Source organism: Streptomyces sp. NPDC026246, from assembly GCF_055567995.1.
Genome location: NZ_JBVHPJ010000002.1, coordinates 560034 through 575731, shown reverse-complemented (window position 1 = coordinate 575731; position 15698 = coordinate 560034). Strand labels below are relative to the sequence as shown.

Below are 15698 nucleotides of genomic sequence, written 5' to 3'. Positions count from 1 at the left end.
GGTCAGGGCCGGCCGCCGCGGTCGCGTGCGCGCGGTCCGCGCAGCAGTTCCCTGCCGTGCCGGCGTGCCGTCGCGTCGCACAGCGCGGCGGCCAGCAGCGGCGCCGCGTGCCGGCGCGCCAGCAGCAGCCGCTGGTTGACCACCGGCCGGGGACGCCAGTGGTGCTTGTAGGGCTCGTTGCCGCGCAGCAGGCTGAGCGTGCCCGGCACACCGTCCTTGACGTGGGTGGCCGTCGAGTCCAGCAGCATCGCCGCCACGTCCGCCTTGCGCTCGCGCAGCACCGGGTGCGCGCCGTACAGGTAACCGCCCGCGAGGCGGGGCGAGAGCAGGGTCACGTCGACCGCCACGACCTCGTCGTCGAGCCGGAACTCGGTCACCACCGCGTCACCGGAGCACACCATCGCGCCGACCGCACGCACCAGGTGCTCGCGGAACCTGGGCCGCAGATGCTCCGACGTCACCTTCCGCCCCTGCCACTGCAGCCGGTGCAGCTCCAGCAGCCGCACCAGCGCGGCCTCGACCCCGCCGGGGGCGACGACATGGCGCTGGACGCCGAGCGCGTCCAGCTTGCGCAGCTTGGCGCGCAGCCGCTGCTGGGTCTTCGACGGCAGCCGGGCGATCAGCTCGCTCATGGGCGCGGCCGGCAGTTCCAGGCACACCGAGTCGTCCACCCGCCGCCGGGGGCCGGGCCACTGCTCGTAGAGCCGCTCGGCCACGCCACCCGGCCGTACCTCGCGCAGGTCGATCAGCGCCCCGCGGGCCACGTCCGACAGCGCGCCGGACAGCACCGCCAGCGGCTCGTCGCCGTGCTCGTCGGCCAGCAGCACGTCCCCGTAGTCGGAGACCGCCCCGCCGAGCGGCACCAGCGCGGGCAGCGGACGCCGTACGCGCATCAGCGGGGCCGCCGCGACCAGTTCGCCGTCCGCGGCGCGCACCAGCACCAGCCGCAGCCGGGCGTGCTGCCCGTAGGACCGCCACCACGAGTGCAGCCAGGCGTGGCTCTGGAACGGAGTGGCGCAGGCGCAGTGCCGGTGCAGCCGGTTCCAGTCGTCGGCCAGCCGCGCGAAGTCCCGCTCTCCGGTGACCAGTTCGGCGCGGTACGTCACAGTTGCCGCTGCGCGTCGGCGGCGAAGGCCGGGCCGGGCACGGAGGCCGGGCGGCCGGGGCTGCCGGTGGCCCGCCGCGGCCGGACCAGCAGCGCCAGCCCGCCCAGCAGCCCGCCCGCGCTCGTCCCGACCAGGCCGGTCACCCCGGCGGACGCCGAGGACGGTTCGTCCGGGCTCACCGCGCGGGCGAACTGCCGCAGCTCGACGTGGGTGGACGGCTCGGCGTCCTCGGCGTGCCGGGTCAGCGCCCGGGCCACGGCGTTGGCCATGTCGGCGGCCTGCTCCGGGCGCTCCGAGGTCGCCGTGACCGCCACCATCGGCGCGTCCGGCGAGGTCGCGGTCCGGACACCGCCCCGCAGGGTCTCCACGGGGACGCCCGCCCACACCTGCGCGTCCCCGAGCACCGCGAGCTGGGTGGCGACCCGGCCGTAGGCCTGGGCGAAGCCGAGGGCGGTGGAGGTGTCGGACTTCGCCGTCGGCACGGCCACGACATAGCTGGTCGCCGTGTACTCGGGTGTCCGGACCAGTCCGTACGCACCCCCGAGCAGACCGCCTGCCACGGCCCCGGCCGCGAGCAGGGACCAGGGGGGCAGGGACCGGGTGAGGGCGGAGGCCTGGCGGTGCTGCCGTGCGGGGGTGTCGGTCATGAGGTGCGGGCTTCCTGGGACGGGGCGGGCAGGGGACGGGCGACCGCGGCGGCGTAGACGTCCATGAGCCGGGCGGCGCTGCGGGTGATGCAGTAGTGGCGGGCGGCCTCGGGCACCGAGCGCGGCCCGGGCCCCTGCCGGCGGACGTCCGCCAGGGCCCGGGCGTACACGTCCGGCCCGCCGGTGACGTGCCGGGCGGTGGGCGCGGCCGACGCGGGCAGGTCCTGCAGGGCCGGGCAGGAGGCGTAGAGCACCGGCAGTCCGGCCGCCAGTGCCTCCACGACGGCCAGGCCGAACGCCTCCTCCGCGGACGGCGAGGCCAGGACGTCCATCGCGGAGGTCAGCGACGGCAGGTCGGGCCCGGGCGTGCCGTCGGGGACATAGGGGCGTTCGCCGGTGAACAGCACACGGTCGGCGACCCCGGCCGCCCGGGCGGTGCGGCGCAGCACGTCCTCCTCGGGGCCGGCGCCGACCAGCAGCAGCCGGTGGTCGGCGGGCAGGTGGGCCAGCGCCCGGATCAGCGTCCCGAAACGCTTGCCGGGGGTGAGGCGGCCGACCGCGCCGACGACGTACGCGTCGTCCGGCAGGCCCAGCCGGCGGCGGGTCTCGGCGCGGCGGGCCGGGTCGTGGCGGAAGCGGGCCACGTCGATGCCGTTGGGCACGACCTCGATGCGCGGACCGGGCACGCCCCAGCGCTCCAGGCGCTCGGCGACCGTGGGGGACACGGCGACCGTGGTGCGGCCGAGCCGCTCACCCGCCAGGTACAGGGCACGTACCCCGGCGTTCAGGGGCCGGCCCTCCATCTGCGAGTCGCCCAGGGAGTGCTCGGTGGCGACGACGGCCCTGACCCCCGCGAGGCGCGCGGCGATCCGGCCGTACAGGCACGCGCGGTACAGGTGGGTGTGCACGAGCTGGTAGCCGCCGCGGCGGATGAGGCGCACCAGCCGGGGCAGGGCGGCCAGGTCGCGGTTGCCCGCCATGCCGAGGTGGTGCACCCGCACCCCGTCGGCGGCGAGCCCGGCCGCGACCGCGCCCGGGTTGGTCAGCGTCACCACGTCGCAGTCGACGGGCAGGTGCCGCAGCAGCAGCCGCAGTTGCTGTTCCGCACCGCCCACGCCGAGGCCGGTGATGATGTGCAGGGCCTTCACCGCGGCTCCTGGACGGCTCGGCGGCGCAGCCGGTGCAGCCGGTACTTCAGGAACAGCCGTACGCCGGTGTCGTTCTGGCCGATGTGCACCCGGGGCAGGGCGTGCGGACCGCCGAGCGGGCCGGGGTCGATGGCGCAGCCGTAGGTGTAACCCGCCGCCCGCACGGCCTCCACGGCCCGGGCGTCGAGCGTGCCGTACGGGTAGCAGAAGCCGGCGGGCGCGGTGCCCGTCAGCTCCGCGAGCACGGTCCTGCTGCCCTCGGTCTCCGATGTCAGCGTGAGGTCGTCGGCCTCGGTCAGGTCGACGTGGGTCAGGCCGTGCGAGCCGATCTCGACGCCCTCGGCCGCGGCCTGCCGGACGCCCTCCGCGGTCAGCAGCCGCTTGCGCGGGCCCAGCGGGTCCCAGGCGTTGTCGCCGCCGAGCCGGCCCGGCAGCACGAACAGGGTGGCTCCGCAGCCGTGCCGGCGCAGCACGGGCAGGGCCTCGGTGACGAAGTCGGCGTACCCGTCGTCGAAGGTGAGCCCGACCAGGCCGTGGCCGGCGCCCCGGGCCCGGGCGGCCAGCAGGTCCGCCATGGACACCCCGCGCAGACCGCGCCGCCGCAGCCAGTGCAGCTGCCGGTCGAGCCGCTCGGGCGAGACCGTCACGCGGTACGGGTCGTCCGTGGGGTCGCCGACGGAGTGGTACATCGCCACGAACAGGGCCGGGCCGGATGCGGCGCCGGTTCCGGGATCGGGTGCGGCGTCGGCTGGGGCGCCGGTCCCGGCGCCGGAGGAGTCAACGGGTGCGGCCATGAGGAAACCTTCGTGAGACGGAACGGAGGGACTGCAGCGCGGTGACGCAGCCCTGGTCGCCCAGGGCGCGACCGAGCGGGAGGAAGACCACGGCGACGGTGACGGCACCGGCGGCGAGGCCGAGCACGGGGGAGCCGGACCGGCCCGCCGCCCAGGCACCGGCGAGGGCCGCGGGCAGCGCCGCGCCCACCGACCGGGCGAGTTCGGCCCAGACCCGCCGGGTGCGGACCGGGACGCCGCGCGTGGCCAGCCCGGCGAGCAGCAGCACGGCCGTGACGGTGATGCCGGCCGCGTTGGCGGCGGCGATCCCGCGTACGCCCCACGGCCCCACCGTCCAGACGCCCGCCACGGCGGTGACGGCGAGGCCCGTGGCCATCGCGCCGAGCGGGAACCAGGTGACACGCCCGGCCGAGAAGTAGGAGCGGATCAGGGCGCCGACCAGGGTGTGCGCGAGGAGGCCGAGGGCGTAGACGCGCATCACCTCGACCGTCGCCGCGGTGTCCCGGGCGGTGAACGCGCCGCGCTGGAGCAGCAGTTCGACGATCTGCGGGGCGCAGGCCACCACCACCGCCCCGCCGGCCAGCACCATCGAGGCGGCCAGTGCGAGGTCGCGCTCGACCCGGGAGCGGGCCCGTTCCGTGTCCCCGTCGGCGAGGGCCCGGGCGACCACCGGGAAGGTGACCGTGCACAGCATCAGCGACAGGGTCATCGGGATCTGAGTGATCTTCTGCGCGTAGTTGAGGTGCGAGATGGCACCGGCGGGCAGCGTGGAGCCGAGGAACCGCTCGATCAGCACCTGGGACTGGCGGCACAGGGCGAACAGCAGGACCGCGGCCAGCAGCGCGACACCCATCGCCCGCCCGTCGCCCGCCCCGGCGTGCGGCTGCGTGAGCGGTACGCCCTTGTGGCGCAACTCCCGCCACAGCACCGGCACCTGCGCCAGCACCATGAGGCAGCCGCCGACGGCCACGCCGGCCGCCGCCGCCCGCACGCCCCACCGCGCGCCCAGCACGAGCACGGCGGTGATGATGCCCGCGTTGTAGGCGACGTAGATCGCCGCCGGGGCGAGGAACCGGCGGTGGGCGCGCAGGGCCGCGCTGCAGTAGCCGGCGAGCCCGAACGTCAGCACGCAGGTGGCGGTGAGCCGGGTGCAGTCGACCGCGAGCCCGGGGTCGGGCAGACCGGGCGCCAGGACGGCGACCAGCTGGGGTGCGAGGACGGCCAGGAGCGCGGCCACGGCGGCGAAGGCCAGGGCCAGCCGGGGCAGAGTGTGCGCGACCAGCGAGCGGACGGGGTCCCCGGCGACACCCCCGGCACGCCGGGCCAGGGCCATGCTGAACGCCGGGATGAGGGCGATCGCCAGCCCGTCCTCGATGAGCAGGGTGGCGGCGAACTCCGGCACGGTCCACGCCACGAGGAACGCGTCCGTCGCGCTCCCGGCCCCGAACATCCGCGCCAGAGTCTGGTCCCGTACCAGCCCGAGCAGGGCCCCCGCCGCCGACAGCACGGCGGTGAGCGCGGCGGCCCGGGCGAGGAACCCACGCGTGACGGGCGCGTCCGTGGAGCCAGGGTCGGGGCCGGGGTCGGGAGGTGTGGCGCCGGCGGAGGCCGGATCCCGAACCGGCGGGCCTGCGGCCGGGGATGTGCGGGGCCCGTTCGCCGGGGCGGGCATGCCCGGCCTTGCGGGAAGCGGCACATTTCCGCTGGCCGGGGCAGGCCCGGTGGCCGGGGCTGGAGCCGGGTCGGCGGGGGTGGCTTCGCGTGGGCGTCCGGCCGTCGGGATGCGGGGGCCTGCCGAAGGGCCCCGAGTCGCCGGTTCGGTGGTCGGAGCAGGCCCGGCGGGCGGAGTCGGTCCGGTGGCCCGAGCAGGCCCGGCGGGCGAAGTCGGCCCGGTGGGCGGGGTCGGGTCGGCGGGGGTGGCTTCGCGTGGGCGTCCGGCGGTCGGGATGCGGGGGCCTGCCGAAGGGCCCCGAGTCGCCGGTTCGGTGGTCGGAGCAGGCCCGGCAGGCGAAGTCGGACCGGTGGGCGGGGTCGGTTCGGCTGCGGTGGCTTCGCGTGGGCGGGCGGCCGCGGGGATGCGGGGGATCGCCGAGCGGCCCCAGGTCGCCGGCGCCGGGCCGGGGAACCCCGTTCCGCCGCCCGCGCCCGTCTGTGCTGGCGTCACCGTCATCGTGCCGGCGCCTCCTGTGCCGCACCCCGGGCGTCCGGCGCGGTGACGGAAGGTCCGGCCGCGGCGAGACCCGTCCGGTCCGACAGACCCCACCACGCCGCCAGGCCGAAGCACATCGCCGTCAGGACCGTCGACGGGCCGCCGATGTCCGCGTAGGCGAAGTCGGTCAGCTGCCACACCAGGAGGCCGGAGGCGACCAGCCCGCAGTCCAGGCCGGGGCCCGCCGCGCGGCGGGTGCGCCACAGGGCGCGTACCGCGCACAGCAGCAGCGCCAGCCAGCTGCCCGCCAGGGCCAGCAGACCGACCAGCCCCTGCTCGGCCAGGACCAGCAGGTACATGTTGTGCGGGGACAGCAGCGGCTGCTTGCGGAAGGCCGCCCCCGCCCCCTCCGTGTCGCTGCCCGCCGACAGGGCCAGCGAGGAGTGCCCGTCGCGGTGTTCGGGGAAGCCCTTCAGGCCCACACCGGCCAGCGGGTGCTCGCCCCACATGCCCGTCGCCGCCGCCCACATGGTGTACCGGTCGGTCACCGACTGGTCGGGCGCGTCGGCGACCCGCGTGATGCTGCTGATCCGCTCCTGCAGCATCGCCGTGCCGACGCCGAAGCCGCCGACCAGGATCACGCTCGCCGCGGCCACCACGGCCCCGGCCGACAGCGCCCGCCGCAGCCCGGACAGCAGCAGTTGAGCCAGGCACGTCACCGCCGTCGCGATCCACGCCCCGCGGCTGAAGGACACCGCCAGCGGCGGCAGCAGCAACAGCGCGCACGCCAGGGCGATCACCCGCTGCCGCACCGGCGCACTGCCCAGCGCGAGACCCACCGCGCAGACCAGCCCGAGGGAGACCACCGTGGCCATGCCCATCACGTCCTGCGCCCCGAACGTGCCCACGGCCCGCACCGGCCGGCCCTGGTACGAGGCACCGGTCGCGGTGGCGTACTGGTGCACGCCGACGGCCCCCTGCCACACCGCCAGTCCCACGAACGACCAGGCCAGCAGCCGGAAGTCGGCCCGGTCCCGCAGGAGCAGCAGCACGGCCAGCGGCACCAGCACGAACACCTGGAGATAACGGCCGAGGCCGACGAGCCCCTCGCCCGGCGACACCGCCCCGGCCGAGGCGACGGCGACCCCCAGCACCGGCAGTCCCAGCACCACGGCAGCCGTGGGGGACAGGGGCCGCCGCCGGTCGCGGACGAGACGGACCGCGCAGTACAGCACGACCAGCGCGGACACCGTGTCCGCCGGACCGGCCCCGCCCTCGCCGCCCGGCCCCAGCGGCAGGGCGAGCAGGACGACGACGGCCAGCAGGGGAAGTACGGGCGCGTGCGCCCCGACCCGGGTCATGCGCGGTCAGCTCCCCGTCGGACGCACGAGCGCCGCCGCCGTGCGCAGCAGGATGCAGACGTCCCGCCACAGCGACCAGTCGTCGATGTACGCGTTGTCGAACCGGGCACGGTCCTCGATCGAGGTGTCGCCGCGCAGCCCGTGCACCTGCGACAGGCCCGTGACGCCGACCCGGACCCGGTGCCGGGCGGCGTAACCCGGGTAGGTCTGGCCGAACTGGGCGACGAAGTAGGGGCGTTCGGGTCGCGGGCCGACCAGGCTCATGTCGCCGCGCAGGACGTTCCACAGCTGGAGCAGCTCGTCGAGGGAGGTGCGGCGCAGGAACCGGCAGAACCAGGGCATCTGGCGGTCGTTCGCCACGCTCCACCGGGTCGCCGACTCGTGCTCGTCGACCGGGCGGTGGGTGCGGAACTTCAGCAACGTGAAGGGCCGGCCGTCCTTGCCGATGCGCTCCTGCCGGAAGACGACCCCCCGGCCGCCCGTCAGCCGCAGCACCGTCGCGCACACCAGCAACAGCGGGCTGACCAGCACGAGCAGCGTCCCGGACACTACGACGTCCAGGGCCCGCTTCACGATGCTGCCGCGCAGCCGCGCCCCGAGGTCGAGGCGACGACAGGGGAACCCGGCGAGCCGGTCCTCCGACCGGCTGGAGGGCACGTCCGGGTCGATCTCCCACACCGTGCAGCCCGACTCGGCCAGCGCCCGCAGCAGCGGCCCGTGCGAGGCCCGGGCCGAGGTCCGCACGGCCAGCACCTCGCGCACCCCGTTCTGGACGACCGCCCGCTGCACTTCCTCGCCCGTGGTCAGCACGGGCAGTCCCGCGCTGCCGTCGGGCTCGTCGGTGACGACCCCCACGGGCCGCACCCCGTAACGGGGGTGGCGCAGGACGGCGGCGGCCACGCGCTGCGCGGTCGCCGCCGGTCCGACCACCAGCGCGGCCTGCGGCCGGTGCAGCAGTTCGGCCCGCCGGTAGGCGTGCACGGCGGCCCGCCCGGCGCAGCAGACCACCGTCTGCAGCAGCATCCCGGTGGCCAGGGTCCCCAGGGAGAGCGTGTGCTGCGGCACGCAGGCCGCCGTGAACGCCCCGAGCGCCAGCCAGGCCACCGCGATCCGCCCGCTGACGGCGGGCAGTTCGTCGAGCAGCGCGGGCAGCCGGGCGGGCCGGTGGGAGTGCAGCAGCAGCGACACGGTCACCAGCACCGCCAGCAGCAGCGGGTGCCGCTGGGTGCCGGACAGCGCCAGTGCGCCCAGTACGGCGGCCGTCCCGTCGGCGGCGAGCAGCGGCACCGGTGACACGGTCCGGACCGGGGGGCGCCGCTCGGGGACGCGGAAGCCGGCCGCGGTGCCGCGCGGCGGCAGCAGCGACACGGGCGGGCGTGCGAGCCGGCGGGGCTGCCCGGTGGGAGGGGGGACGGTGCTTTCCGCGGTCACGAGGCGACTGACTCCCTGCGCTCGGTGGACTCGGCGCGCGCGCCCAGCAGTTCGCGGTACACGTCCGCGACCGCCCGGGCCGTGCGGCGCACGTCGTGCGTGGACAGGACATGCCGGTGCCCCTGGTCGCCCAGGGACCGGCGCAGCGGCGCATCCAGAAGCAGCTCGGCCACGGCCCCGGCCAGGGCCGCCGGGGCGAGGGCGGGCACCAGACAGTGCGGCACGAGCCCGGGCGGCAGGCTCTCCCGGGCCCCGCCCACGTCCGTCACCACCACCGGCCGCCCGCACGCCATGGCCTCCAGCGGCGCCAGGGCCATGCCCTCCCAGCGCGAGGGCAGCACGACCAGGTCCGCCGCCTGGTACCAGGGCACGACGTCGGCGACGTCCCCCGCGAACCGCACGGAGGAGGGCGCCAGGGCCCGCAGCCGGCCCTGGTCGGGGCCGTCGCCGACCAGCACCAGCCGCGCCCCGGGCACGCGCCGCAAAACCGACTCCCACGCCGTCAGCAGGACGTCCTGGCCCTTCTGCCGGCACAGCCGCCCCACGCACACCACGAGCGGCCCCCGGCGTTCGGCCTCCGGCAGCAGGTCCGCCCGTACGGCCTCGGCGCCGGCCGGGCGGAAGCGCTCGACGTCGATCCCGTTGGGCACCACGCTCCACCGCCCGTGGACCCCGGCCGCCTCACCGAGCCGGCGCTCCGCCTCGCTGACGCACACCACCCGGGCGGCCCAGCGGGCACCCCACCGCTCCCAGCCGCGCGCGAGGGCCGCGGCCGTGCCGCCGACCGCCTCGAACGACCAGGCGTGCGGCTGGAACACCGTCGGGACGCGACGGCGCAGGGCGAGCCGCCCGGCCAGGCCGGCCTTCGCACTGTGCGCGTGCACCAGGTCGGGCCGCACCTGCGCGACGATCCGGGCCAGCCGGCGCGTCTCGGCGGCGGTGGAGGCTCCCGGCGCGCGCGTGGCCGCCCAGTGCCGTACGTCCGCGCCGAGTTCCCCCAGCCGGACCGCGAGAGGGCTGCGGGGGCAGGCGACGGTGACGCGCAGGCCGTCGGCGAGCTGGGCACCCACCAGGTCCGTCACGACGCGGGCGACGCCGCCGTCCACGGGCTGGGTGACGTGCAGGACCCGTGGCGGAGGGTCGGTCGGTGACAGGTGCATGCGCGGTTTTCCTCGCTCACGGACGGCGCTCGGTTCGGCGGGAACGCGCCTGGCTGCCGGGTGCCGACGGCGCCGCGGAGCGCGCCGGCGCACACCGCGTCCCGCTGGCCAACGAGCCGGACGCCCGGCGGTCACCACCGCACGGCAGGGCGTCGCGGAACGTGCTCCCCCCTGGGTGGCCGATCGAAAGAGCGAGCGAGGCACATGCGAGGTGCGCATGACCGGCGAGGCCTTTCACGAAGATGGCGAGGGACCGTCAGAACTGCGCGCGGCAGGGGTGTGCGGGAAGGTGCGCCACTGTAGTAGCCATCCGTACGATCCCGGAGAAACCGGGCGCGGGTGTCGTCGCCGGTGAAGCGGCGTTCGCGGCGACATCACTCCTTTGGCGGCACAACTCGCGTGCACGCCACGCGTTGACACAGCGCCGGGCACCCGCCCGGATGTTTGTGTCAACCCCCAAGGAGCACCTCTCCATGTCGCGTATCGCGAAGGGCCTGGTCCTGACCTCCGCTGCCGCTGCCGCTGTCGCGGGCAGCACCGGCATCGCCGCCGCCGACTCCGGCGCGCAGGCCGCGGCCGCCCACTCCCCGGGCGTGCTGTCCGGCAACGTCGTCCAGGTTCCGCTGCACATCCCGGTCAACGTCTGCGGCAACACGGTCGACATCATCGGCCTGCTGAACCCGGCGTTCGGCAACGAGTGCGAGAACGACTGACGTCGTTCCGGAAACCTGGCCGGCCGCCCTCCCGTGGGACCCACGCGGGAGGGCGGCCGGTTTCGCGTTGCCCCGAACGGGGGCGGGCGGGTCACCGGTGGGCGGATCAGGCGCACGCCGCCTCACCAGGGGGGACACCGCCGGCTCGCCCGGACGCCGCTGACCTGGTGCGTTCGCTCGGTTGCGGAGGTCGGCCACCCCTCGCACGGTGGGCACAAGATCCGACGCACCACCGAAAGGAACCCCCATGCGTCTGCCCGCACGGCGAATCGCGACCCCCGCGCTCTGCGCCACGCTGCTGCTCGGGATCGCCGGGCCCGCCGCCGTGGCCGCCGACTCCGCCCCGGACCGGGAGCGCGCCCACACGGCCACCCGGGCCCCCGTCCCCGACGCGGACGCGACGCTGGAGCAGGTCGAGGCACTCGGCGACCTGGGCGGTGTGCTCACGCCGGTCGCCGATCTGCTGACCGCCGTGCTCCAGGCGGAGGGCGGTCAGCTGCCGCCCTCGCAGGCCGCCGAGCTGAGCACCGGGGTGAAGGACGCCATCGCCCAGGCCACCGCGGTGTCCGGGCAGAGCGCCGGTGCGACCGGCACCGCCACCCCGAGCAGCCCGCTGCCCCAGGCCAGCACCCTGCCCGCCCCGGTCGAGGGACGGGCCGAGCTGCCGGAGGACCTGGCGGCCGAGGCGCTGGCCGCCCTGCAGAAGGCCACCGACGTCCTGGTCACGGCCGTGACCTCCGGCGACACCGCCAAGGTCACCCCGGCGGTCGACCAGGTCGTCACCGGGCTCGTCAACACCGTCGCCGCCACCCTGGTCGGCAGCGAACTGCCCGCCCCGGACCTGGCGGGCCTGTCCGCCCTGCCGAAGGCTCCCTGACGCCACGCCCCCGAACGTCGTGCCGGCCGCCCCCGACCGGCACGACTTTCTGTTTCAGCGACTCATATGAGGTTCTGGTCACGGGGTTTCCGCGCCGCACGGCCCTCGTTAGGCACGGCGTCGGACATTCACCCCACACGGTGACAACAGTCGCCCAGGAAGGACCCCGATGAAGCCCCTGAAGGCCGCCGCCGTCCTCGTCGGTTCCCTCGCCGCCGCAGCCGCCGCCACCCCTGCGCACGCCGCCTACGACCCGGCCGACGTCACGCCCACCAGCCTCAACGGCGCCGTCAACGCGCTCACCCGGGAGCCCATCGACCCGATGCCGCTCAAGCACCAGTCGAACGCCCTCGACACCGAGAACGAGGACTCCGTGCTCAGCACCGTGAAGCACGCGACGACGAAGCTGAACTCCAAGGGCGGCCTGCTCGGCGGTCTTCCGCTGCCGAAGTGACCCCGCCGGCGCGACCCGCGGCACACTCGGCGGACGCCGGAGGGCGTTCGCCGGACCGGGGCGTCCGTCGTATTACTGCGGCAGTCGGGGGAATTGTGCCCTCGTGCGGTTCCCCGGCTCGTTACTCGGTACGCACGCCGAGCCCCCGACCCAGGAAAGGGACCGCACCCCAGATGAAGTCGACCACCCGAGGAACCCTCGCCGCAGTGCTGACGTGTGTGGCGGCCGCGGCCGGCGCCGCCGCCGCGACCCCCGCCGCCGCGGTCGGCACGGTCCCCGTCCCGCTGCCGCTGGGCGGCGCCGAGAAGGCGCTCGACATGGAGCTGCCCGAGGCCACCGGACACCTCCCCCTGCCCGTGCCGGGCTCGCCCGACGGTCCCCGCTACGTCGAGGGCCGGCTCCTGCCCGACCGGACCGTGCCGCAGCTGCCCGTCCACGGCGGGCTGCCCGGCGCCGACGTACGGGCGCCCCTGCCGCACGTCCTCGGTGCCGGCTTCGACCACCTGGGTGTCGACGCCCCCGCCTCCGACCTGGACACCCTCGCCCCGGGCCTGTCGGTCGACGCCCCGGTCGGCGCGCCCAACCCGGCCGGCTTCGGCCTGCCGCAGGCGCAGCTGCCGCAGGTGGGCCTGCTCGCCCCGCTGGTGCAGACCGTGCCGACGGCGGACCTGGGTATCGGCCCCGGGCTGTAGCGGCACGCCCGTGCCGGGAGTTCTCGTGTGGCCCCCGCGGCGGTGACCGCGGGGGCCTTCGGGCTGTTAGCGCTACGGACACCGACGACGGGCACCGAGCACGAGGAGCACAGGATGGTCACAGCGGCCGGCGGAGTACCGGTGGGAGCCGAGCGTGAAGCGGCGGGGGGTCCGGCCCCGCGGACCCGGCGGGGTCTCGTGCGGGGGTTGCTGGCCGTGGCGCTGGGCGCCGCGGCCGTGCCCGTCGTCGCGGCCACCCGGTTCGGGGAGCCCGAGGCCGCGGACGGCGGGAACCCGGACCTGTGGACCGGCGAGGGCGGGTTCGAGGAGACCTACCGGGGCCGCCGCATCCAGGGCGTGCCGCTCGTCCCCGAGCAGGCCTCCGGGGACGAGCAGTGGCACGTCACCGTGGACGGCCGACCGCTGCACCTGATGCGCCGGGCCGACGGCACCTGGCTGAGCATGGTCGACCACTACCGCTCCTACCCCACCCCCCTGGCGGCGACCCGGGCGGCCGTCGACGAACTCGGCCCCGGGCAGCGCCTGCGCGACCTGCCCGGCCACGGACCGGGGCAGTGGGACGGGGGAGCACATGGCGTACACGCGTAAGGACGTCAGCACGCTCACCGGCAGCGAGAAGCGCCGGTTCGTCAACGCGCTGCTGGAGGTGAAGCGGCGCGGCGAGTACGACGAGTTCGTGCGAACCCACATCGAGTACTACGCATCCGACGGCGAGGACGGTCTGCGCACGGCCCACATGGCGCCCTCCTTCCTGCCCTGGCACCGGCAGTTCCTGCTGCAGCTGGAGACGGCCCTGCGGCGGGTCGACGCGTCGGTGTCGGTGCCGTACTGGGACTGGACGCGCAACCGCTCGGCCACGTCCACGCCCTGGACGGACGACCTCCTCGGCGGAACCGGCCGGCGCTCCGACCGCCGGGTGATGACCGGGCCGTTCGCCTACGCGCAGGGCAACTGGACCATCAAGGAGGGCGTGACGGACGAGGAGTTCCTCACCCGGGACCTCGGCCGTGCCCGCGACCCGATCCAGCTGCCGACGAAGAGCGAGCTGGAGCAGGCCCTCAAGGACCCGGTCTACGACGTCTCGCCCTGGGACTCCACGGTCCGCAAGGGCTTCCGCAACAAGCTGGAGGGGTGGGGGAGCGGGCGGGGCAGCGCCTCCTGGCTCAACCACAACCGCGTGCACCGCTGGGTCGGCGGGGCCATGGTCGGCGGGGCCTCCGTCAACGACCCGGTCTTCTGGCTGCACCACGCCTTCGTCGACCTGGTGTGGTCCCGCTGGCAGCAGCGTCACCGCGAGCACCGCTACCTCCCGGCGAAGCCGCCCGCGCGGGGCAGCGCGCAGTACCGGCGGGTCGTGGCGCGGCACGAGCGGCTCCCGCCCTGGGACCTGACACCGGACCAGCTGGAGGACCACGGGCGGATCTACCGGTACGCGTGACGCGGCCGGCCGCATCACACGTGAGAGGAGCCCCGGCGCGTCAGGTGCCGGGGCTCCTCGTTGTGCACAGGCTGTGCACGGGGGCGTGCGGATCAGTTGCCGTACCCGTAGCCACCGGAGTGGTGCTTGTCGTCGTCCTTGTTCTCGCACTGGTTGCCGAACGCCGGGTTGAGCAGCCCGATGACGTCGATGGTGTTGCCGCAGACGTTGACCGGGATGTGGACCGGCACCTGGAGGATGTTGCCCGAGAGGACGCCCGGCGACCCGACGGCCGCGGCCTGGGCACCCGCGTCGGCCATGGCCAGCCCGGCCCCGCTCAGTACCACGGCACCCGTGCCGAGTGCGACGCCGGCCGCCTTCGCGATGCGAGACATCACGTACTCCTTCTGATCGGTGAGCACGGGGGCAGGTGGCGCCACCGTGCTTCCCGTTCAACGCGCCCGCTGACGGAGGGTCACGGCGATCATGGCCGGATCACCCGTCCTGAAGGCGGACGGGCCCCGAAGGTGCCGTGCTCATGGCGACTCGGGGGGCGTCTCAGGGGAGTCGCCGCACGGGGGAGCCGTCGAGGAAGGCGCGGATGTCCTCGACGGCTTGGCCGTAGTAGGTGGCGTAGTTGGCGCGGGAGACGTACCCCAGGTGCGGGGTGGCCAGCAGGCGCGGTGCGGTGCGCATGGGGTGGTCCGCGGGCAGCGGCTCGACGTCGAAGACGTCGACCCCCGCGCCGGCGATCCGGCCCGCCCGCAGCACGTCGAGCAGGGCGTCCTGGTCGACGATCGCCGCGCGCGAGGTGTTGACCAGGTAGGCGGTCGGCTTGAGCAGGGCGAGTTCGGCGGCGCCCAGCAGACCGCGGGTGCGCTCGCCGAGGGCGAGGTGGACGGAGACGAAGTCGCTGTCCGCGAGCAGTTCCTCCTTCGACGCGGCGAGTTCGACTCCCACCTCGTCGGCGCGCTCGCGGGTGAGGTTCCGGCTCCAGGCGCTCACCCGCATACCGAAGGCGAGACCGACCTGTGCCACCCGGGCGCCGATCTTCCCCAGGCCGAGGAGGCCGAGCCGGCGGCCGTACAGGTCGGCGCCGACCGTGCTCTGCCAGGGGCCGTCGGAGCGCAGGGCGTTGTTCTCCTCGACGATGCCGCGGGCGAGGCCGAGCAGCAGCGCCCAGGTCAGTTCGACGGGCGGGGTGGAGGAACTGGCCGTGCCGCACACCGTGACGCCGTGCGCCTCGGCGGCCGCGTAGTCGATGACCGCGTTGCGCATCCCGGAGGCGACGATCAGTTTCAGCCTGGGCAGGCGCGCGATCAGCGAGCCGGGGAAGGGGACGCGTTCGCGCAGCGTCACCACGATGTCGACGTCGGCCAGGGCTTCGGCGAGGGCGTCCTCACCGTCGAGGTGCCGGCCGAACGACACGATCTCGACCTCGTCCGCGACCGCAGACCAGTCGGCGGACTCGCCCGCCACGCCCTGGAAGTCGTCGAGCACGGCACAACGCAGGCGCACGCCTCGCCCCTTTCGGTCAGCCTGTGAGCAACTTCGGGTACGGGCACGGTTGCAGACCGCCGTAGAGCCCGTCCGACCACATCCACCAGATGTGCTGACTGTCGCAGGCCGAGACCTCGCGGCAGACACGCCGGTCGTCCTCCTCGCGCCTGGAGAGGACCATGGCACCGATGGTGAGGCCTCCACCGCACTGGGGGCAGGTCCGCGGTC

At 75.6% G+C, this 15698-nt stretch carries 17 protein-coding genes; 6 read left to right on the top strand and 11 right to left on the bottom strand.

What is annotated here, in order from left to right; all coding sequences use genetic code 11:
• Positions 1-2: 2 nt before the first annotated feature.
• The 8 genes from ACZ4M5_RS06705 to ACZ4M5_RS06670 all read right to left on the bottom strand — a co-directional run bounded on the left by ACZ4M5_RS06705 (position 3) and on the right by ACZ4M5_RS06670 (position 9796).
• Positions 3-1106, bottom strand: coding sequence for a GNAT family N-acetyltransferase (locus ACZ4M5_RS06705; RefSeq protein ID WP_467733765.1), 1104 nt, complete (start codon positions 1104-1106; stop codon positions 3-5).
• Entirely contained in the window at positions 1103-1753 is a 651-nt protein-coding gene (locus tag ACZ4M5_RS06700) for a YveK family protein (protein WP_467733763.1), read from the bottom strand. The genes ACZ4M5_RS06705 and ACZ4M5_RS06700 overlap by 4 nt, the downstream gene beginning before the upstream one ends.
• A complete protein-coding gene (locus tag ACZ4M5_RS06695; RefSeq protein WP_467733761.1) occupies positions 1750-2901 on the bottom strand; it encodes a glycosyltransferase in 1152 nt (383 codons plus the stop codon). The genes ACZ4M5_RS06700 and ACZ4M5_RS06695 overlap by 4 nt, the downstream gene beginning before the upstream one ends.
• A complete protein-coding gene (locus tag ACZ4M5_RS06690; protein ID WP_467733759.1) occupies positions 2898-3695 on the bottom strand; it encodes a polysaccharide deacetylase family protein in 798 nt (265 codons plus the stop codon). Before ACZ4M5_RS06690 ends, ACZ4M5_RS06695 begins: the two co-directional genes overlap by 4 nt.
• Positions 3679-5367, bottom strand: coding sequence for a murein biosynthesis integral membrane protein MurJ (gene murJ, locus ACZ4M5_RS06685; RefSeq protein WP_467733757.1), 1689 nt, complete (start codon positions 5365-5367; stop codon positions 3679-3681). Before murJ ends, ACZ4M5_RS06690 begins: the two co-directional genes overlap by 17 nt.
• Before the next feature lie 494 nt (positions 5368-5861).
• On the bottom strand, positions 5862-7205 hold the full coding sequence (locus ACZ4M5_RS06680) for an O-antigen ligase family protein (protein ID WP_467733755.1): 1344 nt from the start codon (positions 7203-7205) through the stop codon (positions 5862-5864).
• Positions 7206-7211: 6 nt separating this feature from the next.
• Positions 7212-8636 carry an exopolysaccharide biosynthesis polyprenyl glycosylphosphotransferase gene (locus ACZ4M5_RS06675; protein ID WP_467733752.1) on the bottom strand — a complete coding sequence of 475 codons (1425 nt, stop codon included), beginning with the start codon at positions 8634-8636 and terminating at the stop codon, positions 7212-7214.
• A complete protein-coding gene (locus ACZ4M5_RS06670; protein ID WP_467733750.1) occupies positions 8633-9796 on the bottom strand; it encodes a glycosyltransferase family 4 protein in 1164 nt (387 codons plus the stop codon). Before ACZ4M5_RS06670 ends, ACZ4M5_RS06675 begins: the two co-directional genes overlap by 4 nt.
• Positions 9797-10269: 473 nt before the next feature.
• Between ACZ4M5_RS06670 and chpG the strand changes: the two genes are divergently transcribed.
• From chpG to ACZ4M5_RS06640, 6 genes are all read left to right on the top strand, one after another.
• Positions 10270-10509, top strand: coding sequence for a chaplin ChpG (gene chpG, locus ACZ4M5_RS06665; protein WP_030838293.1), 240 nt, complete (start codon positions 10270-10272; stop codon positions 10507-10509).
• Between the two features lie 247 nt (positions 10510-10756).
• Positions 10757-11386: a hypothetical protein gene (locus ACZ4M5_RS06660; RefSeq protein WP_467733748.1), complete on the top strand. Its 630-nt coding sequence runs from the start codon at positions 10757-10759 to the stop codon at positions 11384-11386.
• Between the two features lie 169 nt (positions 11387-11555).
• Entirely contained in the window at positions 11556-11840 is a 285-nt protein-coding gene (locus ACZ4M5_RS06655) for a hypothetical protein (protein ID WP_467733746.1), read from the top strand.
• Between the two features lie 173 nt (positions 11841-12013).
• Positions 12014-12532: a hypothetical protein gene (locus ACZ4M5_RS06650; protein WP_467733744.1), complete on the top strand. Its 519-nt coding sequence runs from the start codon at positions 12014-12016 to the stop codon at positions 12530-12532.
• Between the two features lie 114 nt (positions 12533-12646).
• Positions 12647-13141, top strand: a complete 495-nt coding sequence (locus ACZ4M5_RS06645) for a tyrosinase family oxidase copper chaperone (protein ID WP_467733742.1) — start codon at positions 12647-12649, stop codon at positions 13139-13141.
• Positions 13125-13991 carry a tyrosinase family protein gene (locus ACZ4M5_RS06640; protein ID WP_467733740.1) on the top strand — a complete coding sequence of 289 codons (867 nt, stop codon included), beginning with the start codon at positions 13125-13127 and terminating at the stop codon, positions 13989-13991. Before ACZ4M5_RS06645 ends, ACZ4M5_RS06640 begins: the two co-directional genes overlap by 17 nt.
• Before the next feature lie 92 nt (positions 13992-14083).
• Here the strand turns inward: ACZ4M5_RS06640 and chpF are convergent, their stop codons facing one another.
• The 3 genes from chpF to ACZ4M5_RS06625 form a co-directional block, all read right to left on the bottom strand.
• Positions 14084-14365 (bottom strand): chaplin ChpF, encoded by a 282-nt coding sequence (gene chpF / locus ACZ4M5_RS06635; protein ID WP_467733738.1) that lies wholly within the window; start codon positions 14363-14365, stop codon positions 14084-14086.
• Positions 14366-14528: 163 nt separating this feature from the next.
• Positions 14529-15488, bottom strand: a complete 960-nt coding sequence (locus tag ACZ4M5_RS06630; RefSeq protein WP_467733736.1) for a D-2-hydroxyacid dehydrogenase family protein — start codon at positions 15486-15488, stop codon at positions 14529-14531.
• Positions 15489-15504: 16 nt separating this feature from the next.
• Positions 15505-15651, bottom strand: a complete 147-nt coding sequence (locus tag ACZ4M5_RS06625; RefSeq protein WP_467733734.1) for a hypothetical protein — start codon at positions 15649-15651, stop codon at positions 15505-15507.
• Between the last annotated feature and the right edge of the window lie 47 nt (positions 15652-15698).

Bases quoted from the DNA above. Each gene is read 5' to 3' on its own strand.
- ACZ4M5_RS06700 (WP_467733763.1), bottom strand. From the start codon at position 1,753: ATGACCGACACCCCCGCACGGCAGCACCGCCAGGCCTCCGCCCTCACC.
- ACZ4M5_RS06690 (WP_467733759.1), bottom strand. From the start codon at position 3,695: ATGGCCGCACCCGTTGACTCCTCCGGCGCCGGGACCGGCGCCCCAGCC.
- murJ (WP_467733757.1), bottom strand. From the start codon at position 5,367: ATGCCCGCCCCGGCGAACGGGCCCCGCACATCCCCGGCCGCAGGCCCG.
- ACZ4M5_RS06680 (WP_467733755.1), bottom strand. From the start codon at position 7,205: ATGACCCGGGTCGGGGCGCACGCGCCCGTACTTCCCCTGCTGGCCGTC.
- ACZ4M5_RS06670 (WP_467733750.1), bottom strand. From the start codon at position 9,796: ATGCACCTGTCACCGACCGACCCTCCGCCACGGGTCCTGCACGTCACC.
- chpG (WP_030838293.1), top strand. From the start codon at position 10,270: ATGTCGCGTATCGCGAAGGGCCTGGTCCTGACCTCCGCTGCCGCTGCC.
- ACZ4M5_RS06660 (WP_467733748.1), top strand. From the start codon at position 10,757: ATGCGTCTGCCCGCACGGCGAATCGCGACCCCCGCGCTCTGCGCCACG.
- ACZ4M5_RS06655 (WP_467733746.1), top strand. From the start codon at position 11,556: ATGAAGCCCCTGAAGGCCGCCGCCGTCCTCGTCGGTTCCCTCGCCGCC.
- ACZ4M5_RS06650 (WP_467733744.1), top strand. From the start codon at position 12,014: ATGAAGTCGACCACCCGAGGAACCCTCGCCGCAGTGCTGACGTGTGTG.
- ACZ4M5_RS06645 (WP_467733742.1), top strand. From the start codon at position 12,647: ATGGTCACAGCGGCCGGCGGAGTACCGGTGGGAGCCGAGCGTGAAGCG.
- ACZ4M5_RS06640 (WP_467733740.1), top strand. From the start codon at position 13,125: ATGGCGTACACGCGTAAGGACGTCAGCACGCTCACCGGCAGCGAGAAG.
- chpF (WP_467733738.1), bottom strand. From the start codon at position 14,365: ATGTCTCGCATCGCGAAGGCGGCCGGCGTCGCACTCGGCACGGGTGCC.
- ACZ4M5_RS06625 (WP_467733734.1), bottom strand. From the start codon at position 15,651: ATGGTCCTCTCCAGGCGCGAGGAGGACGACCGGCGTGTCTGCCGCGAG.